At 72.6% G+C, this 23,402-nt stretch carries 19 protein-coding genes and 2 pseudogenes; 11 read left to right on the forward strand and 10 right to left on the reverse strand.

Translation table 11 applies throughout. The features are described 5' to 3' along the window. The first annotated feature begins 318 nt into the window (after positions 1-318). Positions 319-1,899 (forward strand): hypothetical protein, encoded by a 1,581-nt coding sequence (locus ACVW19_RS08530; RefSeq protein ID WP_457464496.1) that lies wholly within the window; start codon positions 319-321, stop codon positions 1,897-1,899. A gap of 116 nt (positions 1,900-2,015) precedes the next feature. Here the strand turns inward: ACVW19_RS08530 and ACVW19_RS08535 are convergent, their stop codons facing one another. Next, entirely contained in the window at positions 2,016-2,372 is a 357-nt protein-coding gene (locus ACVW19_RS08535) for a HesB/IscA family protein (RefSeq protein WP_109377461.1), read from the reverse strand. A gap of 369 nt (positions 2,373-2,741) precedes the next feature. Between ACVW19_RS08535 and nadA the strand changes: the two genes are divergently transcribed. After that, complete coding sequence (gene nadA / locus ACVW19_RS08540; RefSeq protein ID WP_457458056.1) at positions 2,742-3,926, forward strand: quinolinate synthase NadA; 1,185 nt, start codon at positions 2,742-2,744, stop codon at positions 3,924-3,926. Between the two features lie 226 nt (positions 3,927-4,152). After that, positions 4,153-5,524, forward strand: a pseudogene (locus tag ACVW19_RS08545) (MFS transporter). A gap of 57 nt (positions 5,525-5,581) precedes the next feature. Here ACVW19_RS08545 and ACVW19_RS08550 read toward each other — a convergent pair. Next, positions 5,582-5,882: pseudogene (locus ACVW19_RS08550) on the reverse strand (hypothetical protein). A 158-nt stretch (positions 5,883-6,040) separates the two neighbouring features. On the opposite strand from ACVW19_RS08550, the gene ACVW19_RS08555 reads away from it, so the two are divergent. Together ACVW19_RS08555 and ACVW19_RS08560 are read left to right on the forward strand one after the other, a co-directional pair. Beyond that, on the forward strand, positions 6,041-6,886 hold the full coding sequence (locus tag ACVW19_RS08555; RefSeq protein WP_457458058.1) for a helix-turn-helix domain-containing protein: 846 nt from the start codon (positions 6,041-6,043) through the stop codon (positions 6,884-6,886). Further along, entirely contained in the window at positions 6,865-7,062 is a 198-nt protein-coding gene (locus ACVW19_RS08560; protein ID WP_457458059.1) for a DUF397 domain-containing protein, read from the forward strand. Before ACVW19_RS08555 ends, ACVW19_RS08560 begins: the two co-directional genes overlap by 22 nt. Positions 7,063-7,127: 65 nt before the next feature. On the opposite strand, the gene ACVW19_RS08565 is transcribed toward ACVW19_RS08560, so the two are convergent. From ACVW19_RS08565 to ACVW19_RS08585, 5 genes are all read right to left on the reverse strand, one after another. Next, positions 7,128-10,274 (reverse strand): efflux RND transporter permease subunit, encoded by a 3,147-nt coding sequence (locus tag ACVW19_RS08565; RefSeq protein WP_457458061.1) that lies wholly within the window; start codon positions 10,272-10,274, stop codon positions 7,128-7,130. 178 nt (positions 10,275-10,452) lie between these two features. Continuing rightward, positions 10,453-11,139: a response regulator gene (locus tag ACVW19_RS08570; protein ID WP_457458063.1), complete on the reverse strand. Its 687-nt coding sequence runs from the start codon at positions 11,137-11,139 to the stop codon at positions 10,453-10,455. Between the two features lie 25 nt (positions 11,140-11,164). Next, positions 11,165-12,403, reverse strand: coding sequence for a sensor histidine kinase (locus tag ACVW19_RS08575; protein ID WP_457458065.1), 1,239 nt, complete (start codon positions 12,401-12,403; stop codon positions 11,165-11,167). Positions 12,404-12,518: 115 nt separating this feature from the next. Further along, positions 12,519-12,800, reverse strand: a complete 282-nt coding sequence (pspAA, locus tag ACVW19_RS08580) for a PspA-associated protein PspAA (protein WP_109377634.1) — start codon at positions 12,798-12,800, stop codon at positions 12,519-12,521. A 58-nt stretch (positions 12,801-12,858) separates the two neighbouring features. Then, entirely contained in the window at positions 12,859-13,656 is a 798-nt protein-coding gene (locus tag ACVW19_RS08585) for a PspA/IM30 family protein (RefSeq protein WP_406727951.1), read from the reverse strand. A gap of 255 nt (positions 13,657-13,911) precedes the next feature. On the opposite strand from ACVW19_RS08585, the gene ACVW19_RS08590 reads away from it, so the two are divergent. Together ACVW19_RS08590 and ACVW19_RS08595 are read left to right on the forward strand one after the other, a co-directional pair. After that, on the forward strand, positions 13,912-14,547 hold the full coding sequence (locus ACVW19_RS08590; RefSeq protein ID WP_457464498.1) for a DUF3043 domain-containing protein: 636 nt from the start codon (positions 13,912-13,914) through the stop codon (positions 14,545-14,547). A gap of 149 nt (positions 14,548-14,696) precedes the next feature. After that, entirely contained in the window at positions 14,697-15,410 is a 714-nt protein-coding gene (locus tag ACVW19_RS08595) for a class I SAM-dependent methyltransferase (protein ID WP_457464499.1), read from the forward strand. Between the two features lie 72 nt (positions 15,411-15,482). On the opposite strand, the gene ACVW19_RS08600 is transcribed toward ACVW19_RS08595, so the two are convergent. Further along, complete coding sequence (locus ACVW19_RS08600) at positions 15,483-15,707, reverse strand: hypothetical protein (protein WP_457458067.1); 225 nt, start codon at positions 15,705-15,707, stop codon at positions 15,483-15,485. 163 nt (positions 15,708-15,870) lie between these two features. Between ACVW19_RS08600 and ACVW19_RS08605 the strand changes: the two genes are divergently transcribed. Next, a complete protein-coding gene (locus ACVW19_RS08605) occupies positions 15,871-17,070 on the forward strand; it encodes a bifunctional adenosylcobinamide kinase/adenosylcobinamide-phosphate guanylyltransferase (RefSeq protein ID WP_457458069.1) in 1,200 nt (399 codons plus the stop codon). Positions 17,071-17,084: 14 nt separating this feature from the next. Here the strand turns inward: ACVW19_RS08605 and ACVW19_RS08610 are convergent, their stop codons facing one another. Further along, a complete protein-coding gene (locus tag ACVW19_RS08610) occupies positions 17,085-18,203 on the reverse strand; it encodes a methyltransferase domain-containing protein (RefSeq protein WP_457458071.1) in 1,119 nt (372 codons plus the stop codon). A 233-nt stretch (positions 18,204-18,436) separates the two neighbouring features. Here ACVW19_RS08610 and cobT point away from each other — a divergent pair, with 233 nt between their 5' ends. Beyond that, positions 18,437-19,504: a nicotinate-nucleotide--dimethylbenzimidazole phosphoribosyltransferase gene (gene cobT, locus ACVW19_RS08615; protein ID WP_457458073.1), complete on the forward strand. Its 1,068-nt coding sequence runs from the start codon at positions 18,437-18,439 to the stop codon at positions 19,502-19,504. A 180-nt stretch (positions 19,505-19,684) separates the two neighbouring features. Here the strand turns inward: cobT and ACVW19_RS08620 are convergent, their stop codons facing one another. Then, positions 19,685-20,431, reverse strand: a complete 747-nt coding sequence (locus tag ACVW19_RS08620) for a hypothetical protein (RefSeq protein WP_457458075.1) — start codon at positions 20,429-20,431, stop codon at positions 19,685-19,687. 60 nt (positions 20,432-20,491) lie between these two features. On the opposite strand from ACVW19_RS08620, the gene ACVW19_RS08625 reads away from it, so the two are divergent. Together ACVW19_RS08625 and ACVW19_RS08630 are read left to right on the forward strand one after the other, a co-directional pair. After that, positions 20,492-21,286, forward strand: a complete 795-nt coding sequence (locus ACVW19_RS08625; protein ID WP_457458077.1) for an adenosylcobinamide-GDP ribazoletransferase — start codon at positions 20,492-20,494, stop codon at positions 21,284-21,286. 294 nt (positions 21,287-21,580) lie between these two features. After that, complete coding sequence (locus tag ACVW19_RS08630; RefSeq protein WP_457458079.1) at positions 21,581-23,161, forward strand: leucyl aminopeptidase; 1,581 nt, start codon at positions 21,581-21,583, stop codon at positions 23,159-23,161. Positions 23,162-23,402 lie beyond the last annotated feature (241 nt).

The raw sequence follows: 23,402 nt of genomic DNA on the forward strand, positions 1-23,402 counted from the left end.
CCCGAGGACACGAAGCCCCCGGAAGGCGAGCCCGAGGCACCCTCGGCGGACGGCACGGACAGCCCGGCACCGGAAGCCGCGGCCGCGGAGGCGGGCAGCAGCGAGGACCCGGCCCCGAAGAGCGAGCCCTCGACGGCCGACCAGGATCAAGGCGAGAACCCGGAGACCGGGGCCTCGGAGGCCGACGCCACGCGGGCCGACGCCGCCGAGCCGTCGACGCCGGAGCCCGAGAACGCGAAGGTCCCAGAAGGTGAGCCCGGGGCCCCCGGGAGCGAACCCGGTGAGACCCGTCCGGACCGGGACGGGCAACCGGAGGCCGTGGGCGGCGGGGCCGAGGTGCCGGAGGGTGACGCAGGAGCGTCTGAGCCCGCCGCCCCGCAGGCGGCCGTCAGCCCGGAGTCCGGGAGCGGCGCCGGTCGTGACGGAGACGGCGGCGGAGCCGGGTGGCGGCGGTCGCCGGTGCTGGTCGCGTCGGTGGCCGCGGCCGTGCTGCTGGTCGGGGGCGGCGGAGCGTACCTCGCCGCCAGTGCCGTCGGCGGGTCGGGCGGCGGTACGGCTCCGGGGGCGAACGGGGACGCCACTCCCCCGCCGCTCACCCTCGACGCCTACGCCGAGGGCGGGCCGCACGGCATCGCGCCCGGTGAGCCCAACCCGTACGGCGCCGCCTACCGCGCCGACGGCGCTCTCCCCGACGGCCCCGACTCGGCGCCGGTCTACCGCGCCCGGGGGCAGATCACCGAGGCGCAGGTGGCCGACCTGGCGAAGGCGCTCGACGTCGACGGCAAGCCGGTGGCGGAGGGCGACTCCTGGCGGATCGGCGGCAAGGACGGCAGCGGGCCCACCCTGCGGGTGGACCGGGACGCCCCCGGCACCTGGACGTTCAGCCGGTACACGCCGGGCACCGACGACTGCAAGGGCGAGACCTGCCGGACCCCGCCGATCGGCGGGGATCCGGCGGTGACCGAGGAGGCCGCGAGGAAGGCCGCCGCGCCCGTGCTGAAGGCGCTCGGCCAGGACGACGCGAAGCTCGACGCGAGCCAGGTCATGGGCGTCAAGCGGGTGGTGAACGCGGAGCCCGAGGTGGGCGGGTTGCCGACGCACGGCTGGACGACCGGCGTGGTCGTCGGCGCCGGAGGCGAGGTCGTCGGCGGCAGCGGCCGGCTGTCGACGCCGGTGAAGGGCGACACGTATCCCGTGGTGAGCGCCGAAAAGGCGCTGGCGCTGATGAACACGGCACCGGGCGCGGGCGACCGTGCGGAGATCGGCGGCTGCGCCACTCCCGTACCGCTGGAGGGCGAGCAGCAGGAGCAGTCGGAGCCGTGTGTCACGGCGACGACCCTGCCGGCCAAGGACACGGTCACCGTCGACAAGGCGGTGTTCGGGCTGGCCGCGCACTCGGTGGACGGGCGGCAGATGCTCGTACCGTCCTGGCTGTTCGAGACGCGGCCGACGGCCTCGCAGGACGGCGGCACGGTGACCTATCCGGCGGTCGCCCCTGAGTACCTCGCCCCCGGGGCCCGGCCCGGGGAGTCCGGCACCGGGCGGCCCACGGAGCCGGGCAACGGCGACGAGCCGACCTCGGCGCCGTCCACCCGCGAGGTCGGGGTCGAGGGCTACACCGCCGAGGGCGGCGAGCTGACGGTGACCTTCACGGGCGGGGTGTGCGCCGACTACGAGGCGACGGCGAGCGAGCGCGGGGACCGGGTCACCGTCACCGTGACCGAGACGCCCTGGCCGAACAAGGTGTGCATCCTGATCGCCAAGCAGTACCAGCAGACGGTACGGCTCGACGCGCCGCTGGCCGCCCGTGAGGTGGTGGACGCCGACGGCGAGCCGGTGCCGCTGCACAAGGACGGCGCGCGACTGCCCACGGCACCCTCCGCCGACAGGACGCGATGAAGCGCTGAGAACGTCCGGACAGCACGAAGGCGGCGGCTCCGTCGGAGGGGGCCGCCGCCTTCGTCATGTGCCGTGCCGTTCCGTCCGGGAGGGGTCCCGGCCCGGAAGGGCCCGGCTCAGCTGAAGGAGTCGCCGCAGGCGCAGGAGCCGGTGGCGTTCGGGTTGTCGATGGTGAAGCCCTGCTTCTCGATGGTGTCGACGAAGTCGATGGTGGCGCCGCCCAGGTACGGGGCGCTCATCCGGTCGGTGACGACCTTCACCCCGTCGAAGTCCTTCTCCACGTCGCCGTCGAGGGAACGCTCGTCGAAGAAGAGCTGGTAGCGCAGGCCGGAGCAGCCTCCGGGCTGGACGGCGACGCGCAGCGCGAGGTCGTCACGGCCTTCCTGGTCGAGCAGCGCCTTGACCTTCGCCGCGGCGGCGTCGGTCACGATGATGCCGTCGGTGGCGGTGGTGGTCTCGTCCGATACGGACATCTACATCTCTCCCGGGTTGTACGGAGACTGCTTGCCGACGGTTGCAACCGGCGGGGCCGCGGATTCATTCCGGGCCGGGAGCTTGTTCTCTCGGCTCCGTCTTCATGCTCGCACACGCCCCGGCGGGCGGAAAACGGTCCATGCGGCCCCCTTCGGAATCGTTCCGAATCGTTTTGGCGGGGCTTCGGGAATGAACGGCGGGGCGCCGGGATTCACGTCACATGGACGCTATGGCCGTCGTCAAACTGACGTGAACCGGATATGATAATAGCGTCAATTCGACGAGAAGTCGTCGAACCGGTGTCCCGCTTGTCCCGCCGGGCCGTTCCTCACGGCCCGGCGAGCCGCAGAACAGAAAGGGTGCGTGTCGTGACCACCGCCCAGACCCAGGAGCTCGACGTACAGCCGACGCCCCTCGCCCTGCTGCTCCTCGGCCGAGAGGCCGACCCGAGGAGCGAGCGCGGTGTGGAGTGTCCCGGCGACCTGCCCTCGCCGTCCGACCCGAACCTGGTGGAACGCGCCCGCGCCGCCAAGGAGAAGCTCGGCGACAAGGTCTTCGTGCTCGGCCACCACTACCAGCGCGACGAGGTCATCCAGTTCGCCGACGTCACGGGCGACTCGTTCAAGCTGGCGCGGGAGGCCGCCGCGCGTCCGCAGGCCGAGTACATCGTGTTCTGCGGCGTGCACTTCATGGCCGAGTCCGCCGACATCCTCACCGGTGACGACCAGAAGGTCGTCCTGCCGGACCTCGCGGCCGGCTGCTCCATGGCGGACATGGCCACCGCCGAGCAGGTCGCGGAGTGCTGGGACGTGCTGACCGAGGCCGGCATAGCCGACCGGGTCGTGCCCGTCTCGTACATGAACTCCTCCGCCGACATCAAGGCCTTCACCGGCAGGCACGGCGGCACCATCTGCACCTCCTCCAACGCGAAGCGCGCCCTCGACTGGGCCTTCGAGCAGGGGGAGCAGGTCCTCTTCCTCCCCGACCAGCACCTCGGCCGCAACACCGCGGTGCGGGACATGGGGATGTCCCTGGAGGACTGCGTCGTCTACAACCCGCACAAGCCGAACGGCGGGCTGACGGCGGACGAGCTGCGGGCCGCGAAGATGATCCTGTGGCGGGGCCACTGCTCGGTGCACGGCCGCTTCAGCCTGGACTCGGTCAACGACGTGCGCGAGCGCATCCCGGGCGTCAACGTGCTGGTCCACCCCGAGTGCCGGCACGAGGTCGTGGCCGCGGCGGACCATGTCGGGTCGACCGAGTACATCATCAAGGCGCTGGAGGCGGCCCCGGCCGGCTCCAAGTGGGCCATCGGCACGGAGCTGAACCTGGTCCGCCGACTGGCGAACCGTTTCGCCCCCGAGGGCAAGGAGGTCGTCTTCCTCGACAAGACGGTCTGCTTCTGCTCCACCATGAACCGCATCGACCTCCCCCACCTGGTCTGGGCCCTGGAGTCCCTCGCCGAGGGCAAGCTGGTCAACCGCATCGAGGTCGACAAGGAGACCGAGGAGTACGCCAAGCTGGCCCTGGAGCGGATGCTGGCGCTGCCGTAGCCGGGCCGTTCCTCGGCACGAGGAACTCCCCCGCGCGAAGGCCCCGAAGATTCCCCGCAGGACACCCGTCTCGGGCCCCTGCCCGGAACCTTCGGGGTCTTTCCGCCGATGCGGCCGAAACCCGCTGACGGATCGAGGCTGAGCGCTAAATTGTCGACCGCCTGGTAACGCCACCCGGGGTCGCGGCAACTGCGCGGGCTCCCGCACCGCGCGCGGAAGGATCCCCATGTCGACCGTGGCCACAGAAAAAGGCCTGGGCCTGGGCTCCGTCGCCGCGAGACTCGAACGGCTGCCGCACTCTCGGTGGCACGTCAAGGTCCGCTTCCTGATCGGCGCCGTCACCTTCTTCGAGGGGTTCGACCTCCTGCTCGCCGCCTCCGCACTGCCCGTCCTGACCGAGCAGTGGAACCTCTCCACCGGCCAGGCGACCTTCGCCGTCACCGCCGCCTCGGTCGGCATGCTGCTCGGCGCGTTCGGCGCCGGCTGGCTCGGCGACAGGATCGGCAGGGTGCGCACCGTCGCCCTCGGCGTGCTGATCACCGGCCTCGCCGGCATCCTGGTGGCCTGCTCCGCCGACATCGAGATGTTCGCCGGCTTCCGCTTCGTCCAGGGCATCGGCATCGGCGGCGTGGTGCCCATCGCCGCCACCTACATCAACGAGATCGCCCGCTCCGACAACCGCGGCAAGCTGGTGCTGCTCTACGAGTTGATCTTCCCCGCCGGTCTCTCGGCGGCCTCCCTGACCGCCGTCTGGATCGTCCCCAACCTCGGCTGGCAGGCGATGTTCCTGATCGGCGGCCTGCCGGTGCTGCTGGCGCTGCTCCTGGTCCGCAAGGTGCCCGAGTCGCCCCGCTGGCTGGCCTCCCAGGGACGCCTGGAGGAAGCCGAGGAGGTCATCACCGAGGATCGAGGCCGAGGTCCGGGCCTCGGTCAAGGAGCCGCTGCCCCAGCCCTCCCCGGACATCCCGGCCGAGGAGTCCCGCGGCCGCCTGCGCGAGATCTTCCAGGGCCGCTATCTGCGGCGCACCGTCATCCTGTCGACCCTGTGGTTCGCGGCCTACTACGTGAACCACGGCATCATCACCTGGCTGCCGTCGCTCTACACCAAGCAGTTCGGGCTGGACCTCACCGCCGCGCTGACCTACTCCCTGATCAGCAACGCCACCGGCCTGCTGGGCACGCTGATCGCCGCGCTGGTGGTCGACCGCATCGGCCGCAAGCCGCTGCTGCTCACCGCACTGCTCGGCACCGCGGCCGCGCTGGCCGCGCTCGCGGTGGCCGGCGCCACCTCCGGCGGCCAGGTCGCGCTCTTCGCCTCCTGCGCCACCTTCTTCGTCTTCGTCATCAACGCCTCGCTCTACCTCTACTCGCCGGAGCTGTACCCGACGCGCAACCGCGCCAAGGGCGCCGCGTTCGGCGGTGTGTGGAACCGCCTCGGTGTGATCCTCGGCCCGATCACGGTCGGCGCGATCATCGCCTCCGGAGCCAGCCTCGACGTCATCTTCATCCAGCTGGCGGGCGTCGCCGCGGTGGGCGCGATCGTCGCCTGCTTCGCAGTGGAGACCAAGGGCAGGACACTCGAGGAGCTCAACGCCTGACGGCTGCCTCCGCGCTCGTATCGGGCGGTCGGCCGGCGGTACCGCCGGCCGATCCGTTCACGGTTCCGGCAGGCGGGCGCCTCGGCTTGCCGCGATCCGGAGTGCGTCCGTGAGGGCTTCGGCGAGGCGGGTGCCCGCGAAGCGCAACTCCCGCTCCCCCCGCGCACTCGTCGGCGAGCAGCGGCTTGGCCTGGGTCAGGACCGTCTCGGCCGAGTCGAGCAGGTCGGCCTCCAACTCGTCGGCCAGGCGGGACAGTCGGCTGTGCGGGTCGTCCGTGCTCAGGTAGCAGGGGGCGCCCTCCGGTGTCGTCCACGGCAGCAGCCGCAGTGGCGTGCCGTCCCGTCCGTCGCGGATCATCCTGTCGCTCCCTCCGGTGAGATCCGGCCGTTTCGCTGCGGAGCCGGATCCGCCTTCATTACTTTCCGTGTCGCCATCGTCGCGCTGCGGGACCTGCTCGCACCAGGAGCGCCGCGTCCCAGCGTGGAGAACGAGACGATCAGCCAGAGAGGCAGCCGATGACGTTCAAGCCGCAGACCCTGACCCCCTATCTGTCCGCCCGCCACTACTTCGGCGCCGAACAGCGTCGTCATCGCGAGGCCGCCCGGCTGTCGTTGCTGCAGCTCGCGGACATCCTCAACTCCAGCAAGAGCACGCTGGCGCGCATCGAGACGGCGGAGCTGATGCCGCCGCCGGACCTGCCGGACCGGCTGGACGCCGCGTTCGGCACGGACCGGCACTTCCACGGGCTGTACGAACTGGCCAAGCGCGAGGCGCACCCGGACCAGTACCGGCGGTTCATGGACTTCGAGGCGCAGGCGGAGGTCGTCGAGAACTTCGGGGCGCAGGCTCTTCCGGGGTTGTTGCAGACCAGGGAGTACGCCGACGCCCAGCTCAGCCTGCGGGAGGAGTTGCTGCCCGATCAGGTGGAGGAACGGGTCAACGCACGGATGTCCCGACAGGAGAGGATCCGCTCGGCCCAGCCCCCGCTGCGGTGGGCGATCATCGACGAGTCCGTGCTCCTGCGCCCCTTCGGCAGCCGGGAAAGCATGTACAGGCAACTGGCCCGGCTGCTCGAACAGATGGATACTCCAGACAGCAAGGTCCAGGTGATGCCCTTCAGCGTTGGTGCGCACTACCTGATGGGCGGCGCGCTGACCCTGCTGACCCTTCCCAACGGCTCAACCGTGGCCTACGAAGAGGGCATCGAGGTCGGTCACCTCTACGAGGACCGGGACTCGGTGAAGAAGTGGCGACGGCACTACGAGGTGCTCCGCGCCAAGGCTCTCTCTCCGGCTGCCTCGGCGGAGCTGATCCGACAGGCGATGGAGGACTACAAGCCATGCGACACAGCCCCGAGCTGATCTCTGCCCGCTGGCGCCGAAGCAGCTACAGCAACGCCAACGGGGGCGAATGCATCGAGATCACAGGGGACTTCCCCGGCATCGTCCCCGTGCGCGACAGCAAGACCCCCCACGGCCCCGTCGTTGTCGTCCCGGCTGCCGCCTGGGACGTCTTCGTCAACTCGCTGAAAGCGTAAGCACGTACGAAGGGGCGCCCCGGGATGACTCCACGGGGCGCCCCTTCGCCGTACGCGTACGGCCGTCAGACCTGCGCGGCCTCCGGCTCGCCGGACTCGGCGGACTCCTCCGCTTCCGCCGGCTCCACTTCGTCCCCGGCGGCCGTGCCCTTCTTCAGCGCCTTCTTCTTCGCCCGCCGCTCCTTGCGGAGCTCCAGCATCGCGTAGAGGGTCGGGACCAGGAGGAGCGTCAGCAGGGTCGACGTGATCAGGCCGCCGATCACCACCACCGCGAGCGGCTGGGCGATGAAGCCGCCCTCGCCGGTGACGCCGAGCGCCATCGGGAGCAGGGCGAAGATCGTCGCCAGGGCCGTCATCAGGATCGGGCGCAGCCGGTGACGGCCGCCCTCCAGTACGGCCTCGACGACGCCGTAGCCGCGGTCGCGGTACTGGTTGATCAGGTCGATCAGCACGATCGCGTTGGTCACCACGATGCCGATCAGCATCAGCATGCCGATCATCGCCGGGACGCCCATCGGGGTGTCCGTGACGATCAGCAGGCCGAGTGCGCCGGTCGCCGCGAACGGGATGGACACCAGCAGGATCAGCGGCTGGGCGAGCGACCGGAAGGTGCCGACCAGCAGCATGAAGACGATCGCGATCGCCGCGAGCATCGCCAGGAGGAGGTTGGTGAACGCCTCGTCCTGGTCCGCGGTCACGCCGCCGATCTCCGCCGTCGCGCCCGCCGGGAGGGAGAGCGCGTTGATCTCGGCCTGGAGTTCCGCGCTGACCGCGCCGGTGTTGTCGCCGGTGGGCCGGGCGGTGACGGTGGCCGAGCGCTGGCCGTCGATCCGGGTCATGGACACCGGGCCGTCCACCAGCTCGACGGTGGCGATGTCACCCAGCTTCACCGGGCCGAGCGGCAGCTTCTTCAGCTCGGCCAGGGTCGTGGCCGACTGAGCCGACCGGACGACGACGTCCCGCTCGGTGTCGTCCAGCACCGCCTTGGCGGCCGGGGTGCCCCGTACCGCCTGGGCGACGGCCGCGCCGAGCGTCTGGTCGTTGAAACCGGCCGCGGCGGCACGGGAGTTGGCCTTGACCGAGATGCGCGGCACGCTCTGCGCCAGGTCGCTGGTGACGTCGGTGACGTCGTCCAGGGAGGCCACGGCCTTCTGCACCTGGTCGGCCGCCTTGCGCAGCACCTGCGGGTCGGCCGCCTTGACGACGACGCTCAGGTCCTGGTTGCCGAAGCCGTCGCCGGCCGCGACGGTGGTGGTGCCGATGCCGTCGAGGCCGGCGAGCCCCTTCTCGAGGCTGTCCCGCACGTCCTCGTGGGAGGCGGAGTCCTCCAGCATCACCTGGTACGTCGCCTGGTTGGTTTCCGTACCGCCGCCGAAGGCCGCCATGAAGCCGGAGGAGCCGATCGTGACCTGGTGGTCCTTGACGCCCTCGGTCTCGCCGAGCAGCTTCTCGACCTTCTCGGCCTGGGCGTCGGTGGCCGCGAGGCTGGTGCCCGGCTTCAGCTCCTGACGGAGGGTGAGGACCTTCTGCTCGCCCTGGTCGAAGAAGTTGGTCTTGAGCAGCGGCGTCATGGCGAGCGTGGCGATCAGGACGACGACCGCGATGGCCAGGCTGGCCAGCCTGCGCCGGGTGGCGAAGCGCAGCACGGAGAGGTAGCCGCGCTGGAGGCGGCTCTTGGCTTCCTTCTCCTCGGCCAGCCGGCGGGCCTCCTCGGCGTCCTCGGGGGTGCCCTTCGGGGGCCGCAGGAACCAGTACGACAGGACGGGGACGACCGTCAGCGACACCAGCAGGGACGCCAGCAGCGCGGCGGTGACGGTGAGGCTGAAGGAGCCGAACAGCTCACCGACCATGCCGCCGACCAGGCCGATCGGCAGGAAGACGGCGACGGTGGTGAGCGTCGCGGAGGTCACCGCGCCGGCCACCTCACGCACCGCCTTCATGATCGCCTCGTGGCGCTCCTCGCCGTAGCCGAGGTGCCGCTTGATGTTCTCCAGGACGACGATGGAGTCGTCCACGACCCGGCCGATCGCGATGGTCAGCGCGCCCAGGGTCAGCATGTTCAGCGACAGGTCACGCGTCCACAGCACGATCAGGGCGAGGACCACGGAGAGCGGGATGGAGACCGCCGTGACCAGCGTCGAGCGGATCGAGGCGAGGAAGACCAGGATCACCAGGACCGCGAAGACGAGGCCGAGCGCGCCCTCGGTGGTCAGGCCCTCGATGGCCTGGGACACCGCCGGGCCCTGGTCGCTGACGACGGTGAGCTCAGCGCCCGAGCCGAGGTCCTCGCGCAGGCCGGGCAGCAGGTCGGCGACGGCGTTCGAGATCGTGACCGCGCTGCCGTCGTGGTCCATGGTGACCACCACGGCGAGGCTGGGGCTGCCGTTGGTGCGGGTGAGGGAGTCGGTCGTGGCCTCCCGCTGTTCGACGTCGGCCACCGAACCGAGGCGGACCGGCTTGCCCTTGCCGGGCTCGCCGGTGACCATCAGGTCCTCGATCTGCTGGATCGAGGTGTAGCCGCCGCCCACCTGGACGGTGCGGTTGGCGCCGTTCTCGTCGAAGGAGCCGGCCGGGACGGTCGCGCCGCCCGCCTGGAGGGCCTGGGTCAGTGCCTGCGGCGTGAGACCGGCCTTGGCCAGCCTCGCGTCGTCGGGGGTGACGGTGACCTGGAGGTCCCGTACGCCGTCCACCATGACCTGGCCGACACCGTCGATGTCCTTCAGCGCGGGCACCACGGTCCGGTCGAGCTGCCCGGCGAGGGCCTGCTGGTCCTTGTCGGAGGTGACGGCGAGGACCACGGTCGGCATGTCGTCGGTGGAACCGGCCACGACCTGCGGGTCCACGCCGTCGGGCAGCATCGCGCGGGCCCGGTTGACGGCCTGCTGGACGTCGGCGACGAGCTGCTCGGTGTCGTTGCCGAAGTCGAAGGACGCCATGATCACGGCGCTGCCCTCGCTGGCCTTCGAGGTGACGCCGGAGATGCCGTCGACGGCCTCCAGGTTGGCCTCGATGGGCTCGACGACCTGCTTCTCCACCACGTCGGGGGACGCGCCCTGGTACGGGGCGATCACGGAGACCATGGGCAGTTCGATGGTGGGCAGCAGCTGCTGCTTGAGCTGAGGTATCGCGATCGCCCCGAACACGAGCGCGATGATCGACATCAGTCCGATCAGCGCCCGTTGTGCGAGGCTGAATCTGGCCAGCCAGGACATGGGTGACGGGTCTCTCTTCTGTGAACGGTCAGGGGTACGGGACGTACCTGGGAGGGGTAGGGACGGGCGCGAGAGGCGTCCGTTCTCCACACTGGGGCATCGACGAGGGCCGATCCGTAGGCCCGAGGTCCTGTTCCTCGGGCGGCGGGTACTCCCGCCGCAGTACGCGCGGTGGCGTTCACTCCACCCGCGGGCGTACCAGCCCCGACTCGTAGGCGGTCACCACCAGCTGGGCCCGGTCGCGGGCGCCGAGCTTGGCCATGGCCCGGTTGACGTGGGTCTTCACGGTCAGCGGGCTGACCTCCAGGCGTTCGGCGATCTCGTCGTTCGAGTGGCCGCCGGCGACCTGGACCAGCACTTCACGCTCCCGCACGGTCAGTGAGTCGAGCCGCTGTGCGCGGGCCGGGTCGCGGTCGGTGTCGTCGGCGGTGCCCCCCTGGGCGAGGAAGCGGGCGATCAGGCTCTTGGTGGCGGCCGGGGAGAGCAGCGCCTCGCCCTCGGCGGCGATCCGGATGGCGTTCAGCAGTTCCCCGGGTTCGGAGCCCTTGCCGAGGAAGCCGGAGGCGCCGGCCCGCAGCGACCGCACCACGTAGTCGTCGACCTCGAAGGTCGTCAGGATGACCACGCGGACCCCGTCGAGCTCGGGGTCGGCGCTGATCAGCCGGGTGGCCGCGAGGCCGTCGGTGCCGGGCATCCGGATGTCCATGAGGACGATGTCGGCGCGCTGTTCACGGGCGAGGCGGACCGCCTCGGCGCCGTCGGACGCCTCGCCCACCACCTCCATGTCCGGCTCGGAGTCGACGAGCACGCGGAACGCGCTGCGCAGCAGCGCCTGGTCGTCGGCGAGCAGGACTCGGATCGTCATACGGATTCCCCCCGGGGGGCGCTGGTCACGGACCGTCCTGGGCTGCGGACGTGCGGGGCTCGACGGGCAGGATCGCATGGACGCGGAACCCGCCGCCGAAGCGGGGGCCGGTGGTGAGGGTGCCGCGCAGGGCGGTGACGCGTTCCCGCATGCCGAGCAGGCCGTGCCCGCCGCCGTGGCCGGCGCCCTGCCCGCCGTCACCGTGGCCGGCGGCTCCGGCGCCGTCGTCGAGGACGGTGATCTCGATGCGGGGCCCCACCCTGACGACGCTGACCTCCGCCTTCGCCTCGCTGCCTGCGTGCTTCTGGACGTTGGTGAGGGCCTCCTGGATGACCCGGTAGGCGGCCAGGTCGACGGCGGCGGGCAGCGCGGGGCCCTGGTCCTCGCGGGCGACCAGGACCCGCAGGCCGGCGCTGCGGAAGGTACCGGCGAGTTCGTCGAGGCGGTCCAGCCCGGAGGTGGGCTCGGTGGGTGCCTCGGGGTCGTCGGACTGACGCAGCAGACCGACGGTGGCGCGCAGTTCGCCCAGCGCCGAGCGGCTGGCCTCCCGTACGTGGGCGAGGGCCTCCTTGGCCTGGTCGGGCCGTTTGTCCATGACATGGGCGGCGACCCCGGCCTGGACGTTGACCAGGGCGATGTGGTGGGCGACGACGTCGTGCAGGTCGCGGGCGATGCGCAGGCGTTCCTCGGCGACGCGGCGGCGGGCCTCCTCCTCACGGGTGCGTTCGGCCCGCTCGGCGCGTTCCCGGATGGCCTGGACGAAGGCGCGGTGGCTGCGGACGGCGTCCCCGGCGGTGGCGCCGATCCCGGTCCAGGCGAAGAGCCCCAGGTTCTCCTGGGCGTACCACGGCAGCGGGCCGGCGATCACGGCGGCGCCGGTGAGGACGGTCATGGTGAGCAGGCCGACCCGCCAGGTGGTGGGGCGGTCGGTGGTGGAGGCCACGGTGTAGAGCGCGACGACCACGCACATCGCGACCGGGGCGCGGGGGTCGCCGGTGACGGACTCGACCACGGAGGCGGCGCCGGTGAGGGCGAGGACCGCGCGGGGTGCCCGGCGCCGGAGGACCAGCGCGGCGGCGCCGAGGGCCATGAGGGCCAGGCTGAGCGGGTCGGGGGTGCGCAGCTCCCAGGTGACGCCGTGCGGGCCGTGCGGGTCCACGAAAGACCCTGCCACCATGCACACCAGGACGCCCGCGGCCAGGGCGGCGTCCAGGGCGAAGGGATGGGCGCGCAGCCGGCACCGGGCGCGCTGGATGGTGCTCACGACCGTTCACCGTACGGCGCCCCCGTGACGTCCGGTGCGGCGCCCGGTGCGCGGGCCGGTCGTGGACCGCCCGTGGGGGGGGACCCGGCGGGCCCGGGGTTCCCGGGCCCGGTGTTCACGGCCCCGGGATCAGTCCGTCGTCGCTGAGCAGCTCCCGGACCTCCTCGATGGTGGCGTCCGGGGAGGGCAGGATGAGGTCGGAGGGTTCCAGCGCGTCGTCCGGCAGCGGTTCGCCGAGCTCGTGGACCCTGGACAGCAGAGCGGTGAGGGTACGGCGGAAACCGGGGCCGTCGCCGGTCTCCATCTCGGTGAGGAGTTCCTCGTCCAGTTTGTTCAACTCGGCGAGGTGGCTCTCGGCCAGAGCCACCTGCCCCTCCCCCATGATCCGTACGATCATGTCGGCCTCCTGGGTCCGGCGAGGACCTCGGTCGTCGGCACGGCTTCCCGTGCGGCGGTCACTGCTTGTCGAACCGCGGGGTGTCCTGCGGCTGCTGCTGGGCCTGGGACTGCTCGCTGCCGCCCTCGATGGCCTGCTGCTCGGCGGAGGGGCCTCCCGCCAGCTCGGCCTTCATGCGCTGCAGCTCCAGTTCCACGTCCGTACCACCCGAGAGCCGGTCCAACTCGGCCTGGATGTCGTCCTTGTGCATGCCGGACTGGTCGTCCAGGGCACCGGAGGCCAGCAGTTCGTCGATGGCTCCGGCCCGCGCCTGGAGCTGGGCGGTCTTGTCCTCGGCGCGCTGGATCGCCAGCCCGACGTCGCCCATCTCCTCGGAGATGCCGGAGAATGCCTCGCCGATCCGGGTCTGCGCCTGGGCCGCCGTGTACGTGGCCTTGATGGTCTCCTTCTTCGTGCGGAAGGCGTCGACCTTGGCCTGGAGCCGCTGGGCCGCGAGGGTGAGCTTCTCCTCCTCGCCCTGGAGCGTGGCGTGCTGCGTCTCCAGATCGGTCACCTGCTGCTGGAGGGCGGCGCGGCGGGAGAGCGCCTCGCGGGCCAGGTCCTCCCGGCCCAGCGCGAGCGCCTTGCGCCCCTGGTCCTCCAGCTTGCCCGACTGGGACTGGAGCTGGTTGAGCTGGAGCTCCAGGCGCTTGCGGCTGGTCGCCACGTCGGCGACACCGCGCCGGACCTTCTGGAGCAGCTCCAGCTGCTTCTGGTACGAGTAATCGAGGGTCTCGCGCGGATCCTCGGCCCGGTCAAGGGCCTTGTTCGCCTTCGCGCGGAAGATCATCCCCATACGCTTCATGACACCGCTCATGGGCTTCGCGCGCCCCCTTCTGACGGACTCCGGCTCACAGCTCTGCGACAGAACCCACAGTACGGGCCCTGCATCCATTACCGCACTGTTCGGGGACCGATGCGCTCATCCCCAAGGACGACTGAGTGGCCGCCCGCTCCGGCCCAGGGAGTAGGTGACCCCCGGGGCGGACGGGACAACACACCCCAAGACGTGCGCAACGTCCCCTCTGTCCTTCTACAGACGACTGGTGTTGCCGGATCGTTCCCCCCGGGACTGGGGTCCAACCCCACGGACCCCGTACCCTTGGGTTTTGTGTTCCGTAGCCGTGCCAAGGAAGAGAAGGCCCACGCCGACAAGGCGACGGTGACCGACTCCAAGCAGACCCGCCACCCGGAGGCCCCCAAGGGCCGTCCCACGCCCAAGCGCAGCGTGGCCCAGACCCAGCGCCGCAGCGTGGCCAACACGTCGATGACGCGCAAGGAGGCCGCCAAGCGGCAGCGTGACGAGCGCCGTGCCGCGATGGAGCGTCAGCGCCAGGCGCTGGCCAGCGGCGACGAGCGTTACCTGCCCGCCCGTGACAAGGGGCCGGTGCGCCGCTTCGCGCGCGACTTCATCGACTCGCGGTTCCACATCGCGGAGTACTTCCTGCCGATGGCCGTGGTCATCCTGGTGCTGAGCATGGTCCGGGTCCCCCAGTTGCAGAACATCGCGCTGCTGCTGTGGCTGCTCGTGATCGTGACGATCGTGCTCGACTCCATCGTGACCGGCTTCCGGCTGAAGAAGCGGCTGGCCGAGCGCTTCCCCACCGACAACCGGCGCGGGGCCGTCGCCTACGCCCTGATGCGTTCGCTCCAGATGCGCCGGCTGCGGCTGCCCAAGCCCCAGGTCAAGCGCGGAGAGCAGCCCTGAGCACCCTGCCGTTCGCCGAGGGCGAGGCGCCCTCGGCGAGTCCGGCGACGAGTCCGGCACAGCCCGCGGTACCCGCGCCGGCCTCGCCGGTCGGGACCGGCGGACCGGGCGGGTCCGGTGGTGTGCCGGAGGTCGTACGGCTGGAGCTGGTGGCCCGTCAGCTGGACGAGCAGATAGTGGGACGGTTCCCGGTCGGGCGGCGGCTGCGCGTGCTCGACGTCGGCATGGGCCGGGGCTCACAGGCACTGCGGCTGGCGCGGGCCGGTCACTCGGTGACCGGTCTCGAGCGGGACGCGGAGATGCTCGCCGCCGCGCGTGCGGCGCTCGCCCGGGAGCCGGAGGGCATCCGGGAGCGGATGCGGGTCGTCGAGGGCGACGGCCGGGACACCGGGGTGCACTTCCTGCCGGGCAGCTTCGACGTGGTGCTCTGCCACGGCGTGCTCATGCACGTGGCGGAGCCGGACCCGCTGGTGGCGGGGCTGGCCCGGATGCTCGCCCCCGGCGGACTGCTGTCGCTGCTGGTGCGCAACGGTGACGCGCCCGCGATGCGGTCCGGCCTGCGCGGCGACTGGGCCGGCGCGCTGACCGCGTTCGACGCGACCTGCCACGTGGACGAGGAGTCGGGGCTCGAGATACGGGCCGACCGGCTGAAGAAGCTGACGGCGACCCTCGCCGGGCTCGGGGCGCCGCTGCACACCTGGTACGGCGTGCGGGTCTTCACGGACACGGCGGCGGGCGACACGCGCGCCCCCGGCGTCCCGGACGACCTGGCGACCCTCCTGGAGGTCGAGGAGCGGGCCGGGCGGACGGACCCCTACCGCGGAGTGGCGTCGCTGCTGCACCTGTGCGGCGTACGGGGCTGACGCGGGCACGGCCGGGCGGGCCCGAAGTGGGCGAGGGCCGGAGCCCTCGCCCATCAGCTCAGGTCTCAGACCTCAGACCTCAGTACTCGCCTGGTCAGCGTGGAGACTCATCGGCCCGTAGATCTCCGTGGTGTCCTCCAGCAGCCGCACCTGGTCGGCGCCGCCCTCCTGCAGGGCCTTCCAGTTCTCCCCGATCCAGGACTCGGCGTCCCCCTGCGTGGTGAACTCCTCCGGCTGCACCGCGGGCTCGACCTGCGTCCCGTCGGCCTTCTCGAACCGCCACGTCCATGCCGCCATGTACGCCTCCGTGGGTGTCAGCACACTGCACAACAGGAGCCGGATCTTGGTCCGGCTCCTTGCAAGAGCCTAGGCCAGGACGTGGCGTCCGTGCGGTGGATCATGTGGGGTGGTTGCCCGGTCGGGCGCGCAGGAGCCCTGGGGACGGGTGAAAATCGGGTCCGTGGAACTCACTCTGCTCGGTACCGGTGCCCCGGCGGGGCTGCCCCGCCCCGACTGTCCCTGCGCCGCCTGCGCGTCCGCCGCCGGCCCGCACGCACGCGCGGCGACCGCGCTGCTGGTGGACGGCTCACTGCTGCTCGACCTCATGCCGGGTGTGGCGTTCGCGGCGGCCCGCGCGGGGCACTCGCTCGGCGGTGTGCGCCAGGTGCTGCTCTCCCATCCGCACGACGGGCCCCCGGTCGAGGTGCCGGCCGGCCTGCCGCAGCCCGGCCGGGTGCCGGACGGGCGGGAGCTGGCGCTGCTGACGGGCCACAGGGTGCGGGCGGTGGCGCTGGACTCGCCGGGCACCGGGTACGCGGTGACCGGCCCGGACGGGCAGCGGCTGCTGTATCTGCCGCCGGGCGCGGCGCCGGCCGGTCTCGAGGAGCCGGCCGAACCGTACGCCATGGTGCTGCTGGACGTCGTGGGGCGCCCGGACGCGCTGGCGCGGTTGCGGGCGGTGGGCGCGGTCGGGCCGACGACGGACGTCGTCGCCGTGCACCTGGACCACGACGTGCCGCCCGGCGCGGAGGTGCGCCGTCGGCTCGCGGCGGCCGGGGCGCGCGCCGTGCCGGACGGGACCACGCTGGAGGTGGGCGCCTACGAGGACGTGCCCGATCTGCCGCGGCGGACGCTGGTGCTGGGAGGGGCCCGGTCGGGCAAGTCGGTGGAGGCCGAGCGCCGGCTGGAGACGCTCCCTCAGGTGCTGTACGTGGCGACCGGCGGGTCCCGCAACGGGGACACCGAGTGGGCGGCCCGGGTGTCGGCCCATCAGGAGCGGCGGCCCGGGTCGTGGCGGACCGTCGAGACCTGTGATCTGGTGCCGCTGCTGGAGGACGACGGGCCGCCGCTGCTGGTGGACTGTCTGTCGCTGTGGCTGACGGACGCGATGGACTCCGTCGGGGCGTGGGACGACGCCGAGTGGGCCGACGGCGGGGAACGGGCGCTCAGGGAGCGGGTGCGTGAGCTGACGGACGCGGTGCGCGCGACCCGGCGGACCGTGGTCGCGGTCTCCAACGAGGTGGGCTCGGGCATCGTGCCCGCCACCGCGTCCGGCCGCCGTTACCGGGACGAACTCGGGCGGCTGAACGCGGCGTTCGCGCAGGAGTGCGAGCAGGTGCTGCTGGTGGTGGCGGGGCAGGCGCTGATGCTGAAGGGGTGAGCGGGCGGGCCGGGTCAGCCCGTCGGCTTTCTCGCGATGATCCGGTACGCGTTGGCGAACGGGGTGTGCCGCAGCAGCGGGGCCAGCGCGAGGTCCGTGATCGCCGCGGCGGCCACCACCGGGGTGCCCGCGCGCAGCAGGACGGTGCGCGCATGCCGCTGGAACGGGGTCGGCGGGATGGCGCGCCAGGGGGCGTCCGGGGCGGGCAGGGCGTGGGAGAGGGCCAGCGCGGTGGCACCGGCCAGGTCGTACGGGACGTGCACCGCGCGGTGCCCGGAGCCGGATCCGAACGGGGCTCCGGACCTGGTGGTGACGATCTCGCAACCGAGCCGCTCCAGTTCGGCGCGGAGGTTGTGCGGCGGGAGCAGGTGCAGTCGGCGGGGCTGGTCGTAGGAGAGCCACCACCGGCCGAACAGGGCGGCGAACGCGCTGCGGGGGTCCAGGGTCTCGATGAGCAGATGGCCGCCGGGGCGCAGGGCGTCGAGGGCGGCGTGGAGTTCCGCCCTCGGGTCGGTGGTGTGTTCGAGGTGGTGCAGCATGCTGACCACGTCGTAGCGGCCCGCCACCCGGGCCCGCAGCCGTGGGGACGTCAGCGGGCCGATGTGGGCCTCCTCGACCCGGCCGAGGACGCGGGCGCGTTCGACGCGCGGGGTGAGGTCGGTGCCGTCGAACGCGGTGTACGGGAAGAACTCCCGCGCGGTGTCCGGGAAGCGGGCGTGGCCGGTGCCGACGTCCAGCCAGCTCTCCGGTTCGCCGAAGCGCAGCATCGTGCGGGCCGTGGCACGGCGGCGGCGCGGGGCGTCGCGCAGCGCGAGGACGGCGTCGGTGACGGCGTCCCGGGGGGCTCCGCGCAGCACCCGCCGGTGGAAGGCGAGGCCCTCGGCGGTGAGGCGGGGGTTCTGGAAGGTGTGCCCGCAGTCCCGGCAGGCGTCGACGGTGAACCGGCCCGGCCGGTGCCGCCGCAGGTCGCCGGTGCGCAGCCGGTTGCGCAGCCGTGCCGAGCCGCACCAGGGGCAGTCGGCGCGGCGCGGCTCGTGCACCCGCGCGGAGGCCTGCTGGGCGGGTACGACAACGGCGCCGGCGCCGGGCAAGGCGGCCGACGGGGAGGCGATGGGTGCGTCGGGCACGGACATGGGCGGCTCCCGGTGGGTCGGGCGGGCGAGCGGACGAGCGGACGAGCAGGGGGACGCAGGGGCGGGCGAGTGGAACGTCGGCACGTGCGGATGACATTCCACTGCAAAACGTTACGGATCGGATGGCCGTCCGAGGCGTAACGACGTCGGGGTGGCGTCACCCGGCGGGCGGGAAATCATCGACGGGACCTGGGACTCCGTGGTGTTCGATCCGGGCCGGTACTGTTCGGCGAATGAGCTCGCTTAATCTCGACGACTTCACCGATCTGATCGAGCGTCCGGACGGCGGGGTGCGCCGTGACGCGGAGGAGCACCGCGAGCGCCGGGTCGTACCGCCCGGGTCGCTGGGCCGCCTCGACGAACTGGGCGAGTGGCTGGCCGCCGCGCAGTCCGCGGTGCCGGTGCGGCCGGTCGAACGGCCGCGGGTCGTCCTCTTCGCCGGTGACCACAAGATCGCCGAACTGGGCGTCTCGGCGCGGGCGGCGGGCAGCGCCGGGGAGCTGGTGCGCGAGGTGCTGGAGGGCGGCCGTCCGGTCTCCGTGCTGGCACGGCGGCTCGGGGTGCCGGTGCGGGTGGTCGACATGGCCCTGGACTGCGATCCGGAGACCCTGCCCGAGGACGTCGTACGGCACAGGGTGCGGCGCGGGAGCGGACGCGTCGACATCGAGGACGCGCTGACCCTCGAGGAGGCCGAGGCGGCGTTCCGGGCCGGGGTCGCGGTGGCCGACGAGGAGGCCGACTCCGGTACGGATCTGGTGGTGCTCGGCGACGTGAGCGTGGGCGGCACCACGGCGGCGGGTGTGCTGGTGGGTGCGCTGTGCGGGACGGACGCGTCCGTGGTCACCGGGCGCGGCGGGCTGGCCATCGACGACCTGGCCTGGATGCGCAAGTGCGCGGCGATCCGCGACGCGCTGCGGCGGGCCCGGCCCGTGCTCGGCGACCAGTTGCAGCTGCTGGCGACGGTGGGCGGGGCCGATCTCACCGCGATGACGGGCTTCCTGCTGCAGGCCGCCGTACGGAAGATGCCGGTCGTGCTCGACGGCGTCGTGACGGCGGCGTGCGCGCTGGTGGGGCAGCGGATCGCGTTCCGGGCACCGGACTGGTGGCTGGCCGCGCACGACAGCGGGGAGCCGGGGCAGGCGAAGGCACTGGACCGGATGGCGCTGGAGCCGCTCCTCACCCACGGGGTCACCGTGGGCGAGGGCACGGGGGGCCTGCTGGCCCTCCCCTTGGTGCAGGCCGCGGCCGCGCTGGCGGCGGAGCTCCCGGAGAAGCCGGGGGAGCCTGAGAAGCCGGAGTGACCGAGGGCGTCTGCCCTTTTTCCTCGCCCCCCGCCTCCCCTTCCCTCCCCCGAGCTCTCGGTTCCTCCCCCGAGCTCTCGGCTCCGCTCGAACAGGGGGGACCCCCATGAGCAGGGGGACCCCCATCGTCCCTGGGGCTCCGCCCCCAGCCCCCCCGTTCGCGCAGTTCCCCGCGCCCCTTCAGGGTCGGGGTGGGTCCGGTTTGCCGCCGAGCCAGTCCTCGAAGGCCCGGCGGGGGCCGGACCAGCGGCGGTCGTGGTGGTAGGCCCGCAGGAGGGCCTTGGCGCGGGCGCGGTGCCGGCTCCGGTAGAAGCGTCTGGCCCACGGGGAACCGGGGCGGGCCAGGCGCAGCGAGCCGATCAGGGCGACGACGGGCACGATCACTCCGAAGACGGCGGTCCTGGTCTTGCCCTTGCTCAGGGCGATCAGGGAGAAGAGGAAGTTGACCGCCACGTTCAGGGCGACGCTCGCGCGGTCCTGGAGTTCGTCCTGGGAGACGTCGTCGACGCCGAACGGCGAGAACCCGGCCAGCAGCAGTCCGACCAGGGAGGCGGTGATGACGACCACCTCGACGCTCTGGCGGCCGGCCTCGGTCCAGTAGACGTCCTGGAGGTGCAGGATCAGCGCGAACTCGTCCAGGACCAGGCCGGCGCCGATGCCGAAGGCGACCGCGCTGAACGCCGAGCCGAAGCCGTGCCGGCCGCTCGCCACCGCGCCGAAGCCGCCGACGACGGTGAGGATCACGCCGGGCACGACGTGGTGGACGTGCACACCGCCCGACTCGACGTTGCCGAAGGGGCCCTTGCCCGCCCGGATCAGCCGGGTGACGACCCGGGTGATCACGAAGGTGAGGACGAAGGCGGCGAGGGCGAGGAGCAGCGGCAGCTTGCCCGGTTCGATGATGTTCCGCTGCAACCAATGTCCCATAAGCGCACTTTATCCACGACCGCCGGGGGCACCCTGCTGACCGCCGGATAATCTGCGCCGGTGCCCGCGCCCTTCCCGACCCCCCTGACCGACGGCCTCCGCTTCGCCTTCGGCACCCTCACCGTGTTCCCCGTCGAGGTGACCCGCTGGGATCGCCCGGCCGCACGCGGCGGCATGCTGTGCGCCCCGCTGGCCGGGCTGGCGGTCGGTGCCGTGGCCGCCGCCTGCGGACTGCTGCTGCTGTCCCTCGGGGCGGGCGCGCCACTCGCCGCCGTCGCCACCGTCGCCGCGCCCGCCGCGCTCACGCGCGGGCTGCACCTCGACGGGCTCGCCGACGTCGCGGACGGGCTCGGCAGCGGAAAGCCGGCCGAGGACGCGCTGCGGATCATGAAGCAGTCGGACATCGGGCCGTTCGGCGTGCTCACCCTCGTCCTCGTGCTGCTGGCGCAGGTGGCCGCGCTGGCCCAGGCATACGGCGACTCCTGGGCGCGGGGGGCGCTCGCCGCCGTGGTCGCGGCGGTCACGGCCCGGCTCGCCCTCACCCTCGCCGCCCGCGCCGGGGTGCCGCCCGCCCGGCCCGAAGGGCTGGGAGCCGCCGTCGCCGGGGTCGTCCCACCGGCGGGTGCGGTGGCCGTCGCCCTCGCGGTGGCCGGGGCGGCGGCCGCCGCCGGGGGCGCCCTGCTCGGGGTGGACGGTGCCGTCCGCGCCGTCCTCGCGGTACTGCTGTCCGTCGCGGCCGCGGAGCCGCTCCTGCGGCACTGCGTCCGCCGCTTCGGCGGGATCACCGGCGACGTGTTCGGCTCGCTCGCGGAGACCGCGGCGACGACCGCGCTCGTCGTCGCGGCACTGGGCTGAGAGCCCGGCGGCCCGCGCCCGCCTCCCGGCAGGCACGGCGCCGGCCCCCCAGTTCGTAGGGTGGTCCTTGAGGGGGGCGGGGCCCGGAAGGTGTCCGTCACGTCACCGAACGGTGAAGACCGCGCGAGGGAGCGTACGCGCAGACGCGCGTAGGCTCGTCCGCAGTGTGCGCCGTACCGGGGCAGGCCCCGCCGAGACCGTACCGCCAGGTCGTCGTTAGGGTCGGCGCCGGGCCCGGTCGACCCACGCTTTTCGGCCACAGCAACTTCACATCGGAAGCGAGAATTCACCACCGTGACTGCTCTCACTCTCAGCACCGCCGCGATCCCCGGTCTGAAGGCCGACGCGATCGTGATCGGTGTCGCCAAGGGCACTGCGTCCGGGCCCGGGGGCCTGGTCGTCGCACCGGGTGCCGAAGCCGTGGACAAGGCCTACGACGGCGGGCTCACCGGCGTCCTGGAGACCCTCGGCGCGTCCGGCGCCGAGGGTGAGGTGACGAAGCTCCCCGCGCCGGCCGGCTTCAAGACGCCGCTCCTGGTCGCGGTGGGCCTGGGCACCCAGCCCGAGAAGGACGCCGCGCCCGACCCCGAGGCGCTGCGCAAGGCGGCCGGTGTGGCCGCCCGTGCCCTCACCGGATCCAAGAAGGCCGCGTTCGCCCTCCCCCTGACGGACGCGGCCGACGCCGGCGCGGTCGCCGAGGGCGTGCTGCTCGGCGCCTACTCCTTCGACGCCTACAAGAGCAAGGACGTCCACAAGAACAAGGACGCCTCCAAGAACAAGGCCGAAGGCGGCAAGGACAAGAAGAAGGACGCGAAGGCGCCCCTCGCCGAGGCCGTGCTGCTCTGCGACAAGTCCCGCGACAAGGCGTACACGGCGGCCGTGGAGCGTGCCACCACGGTGTCCGAGGAGCTCAACCGGGCCCGCGACCTGATCAACACCCCGCCCAACGACCTCGACCCCGAGGCGTTCGCCGCCGTCGCCCAGGCCGCGGCCAAGGAGCACGGCATCAAGGTGCAGGTGCTCGACGAGAAGGCGCTGGCCAAGGGCGGCCACGGCGGCATCCTCGGCGTCGGCGCCGGCTCGGCGTCGGGTCCGCGGCTGGTGAAGCTGTCGTACACCTCCGCCAAGGCGAAGAAGCACCTCGCCTTCGTCGGCAAGGGCATCACCTACGACTCGGGCGGCATCTCGCTGAAGCCGGCCGGGCACAACGAGACGATGAAGTGCGACATGAGCGGTGCCGCCGCCGTGTTCGCCGCGGTCGTCGCCGCCGCCCGCCTCGGTCTCGAGGTCAACGTCACCGGCTGGCTGGCCCTGGCCGAGAACATGCCCTCCGGTTCCGCCACCCGCCCGGGTGACGTGCTGCGCATGTACAGCGGCAAGACGGTGGAGGTGCTCAACACCGACGCCGAGGGCCGGCTCGTGCTCGCCGACGCGCTGTGGGCCGCCTCGGAGGAGAAGCCGGACGCGATCGTGGACGTCGCGACCCTGACCGGCGCGATGATGCTGGCGCTGGGCAACCGCACGTTCGGGATCATGGCCAACGACGACGCCTTCCGCACGGCGGTGCACGAGGCCGCCGAGGAGGTCGGCGAGCCCGCCTGGCCGATGCCGCTGCCGGAGCACCTGCGCAAGGGCATGGACTCGGCCACGGCCGACCTCGCGAACATGGGTGAGCGGATGGGCGGCGGGCTCGTCGCCGGGCTCTTCCTGCGCGAGTTCGTCGGCGAGGGCATCACCTGGGCCCACCTCGACATCGCCGGTCCGGCCTTCAACGAGGGCAGCCCCTTCGGGTACACGCCCAGGGGCGGTACGGGCTCGGCGGTACGGACGCTGGTCCGCCTCGCGGAGCAGACGGCGGCCGGCGACCTGGGCTGAGCCGACCGGTCACCGGCGGGGCCCCGTGCGCGGGTAGGACGGGGCCCCGCCGGCCGGCGCGTCATGCGGATCCGCCGCGGGTGTCGGCGCGTGTGCCGGGGCATGCGGTCCCGGAAGTCCTCGCGCGTGTGATCGGGCGGACGTTCGAACGTGGGACGTGTCACACCCCTGCCCCACGTCTCGTTCGGCTCGGACAAGTGCGAGGATAGGGCTCGGCAGGACAGGGCCCCACCGAAGGGCC

The sequence above is a fragment of the Streptomyces sp. TE5632 genome, assembly GCF_054061295.1.

Bases quoted from the DNA above. Each gene is read 5' to 3' on its own strand.
- ACVW19_RS08535 (WP_109377461.1), bottom strand. From the start codon at position 2,372: ATGTCCGTATCGGACGAGACCACCACCGCCACCGACGGCATCATCGTG.
- ACVW19_RS08555 (WP_457458058.1), top strand. From the start codon at position 6,041: ATGACGTTCAAGCCGCAGACCCTGACCCCCTATCTGTCCGCCCGCCAC.
- ACVW19_RS08560 (WP_457458059.1), top strand. From the start codon at position 6,865: ATGCGACACAGCCCCGAGCTGATCTCTGCCCGCTGGCGCCGAAGCAGC.
- ACVW19_RS08565 (WP_457458061.1), bottom strand. From the start codon at position 10,274: ATGTCCTGGCTGGCCAGATTCAGCCTCGCACAACGGGCGCTGATCGGA.
- ACVW19_RS08570 (WP_457458063.1), bottom strand. From the start codon at position 11,139: ATGACGATCCGAGTCCTGCTCGCCGACGACCAGGCGCTGCTGCGCAGC.
- pspAA (WP_109377634.1), bottom strand. From the start codon at position 12,800: ATGATCGTACGGATCATGGGGGAGGGGCAGGTGGCTCTGGCCGAGAGC.
- ACVW19_RS08585 (WP_406727951.1), bottom strand. From the start codon at position 13,656: ATGAGCGGTGTCATGAAGCGTATGGGGATGATCTTCCGCGCGAAGGCG.
- ACVW19_RS08600 (WP_457458067.1), bottom strand. From the start codon at position 15,707: ATGGCGGCATGGACGTGGCGGTTCGAGAAGGCCGACGGGACGCAGGTC.
- ACVW19_RS08610 (WP_457458071.1), bottom strand. From the start codon at position 18,203: ATGTCCGTGCCCGACGCACCCATCGCCTCCCCGTCGGCCGCCTTGCCC.
- cobT (WP_457458073.1), top strand. From the start codon at position 18,437: ATGAGCTCGCTTAATCTCGACGACTTCACCGATCTGATCGAGCGTCCG.
- ACVW19_RS08620 (WP_457458075.1), bottom strand. From the start codon at position 20,431: ATGGGACATTGGTTGCAGCGGAACATCATCGAACCGGGCAAGCTGCCG.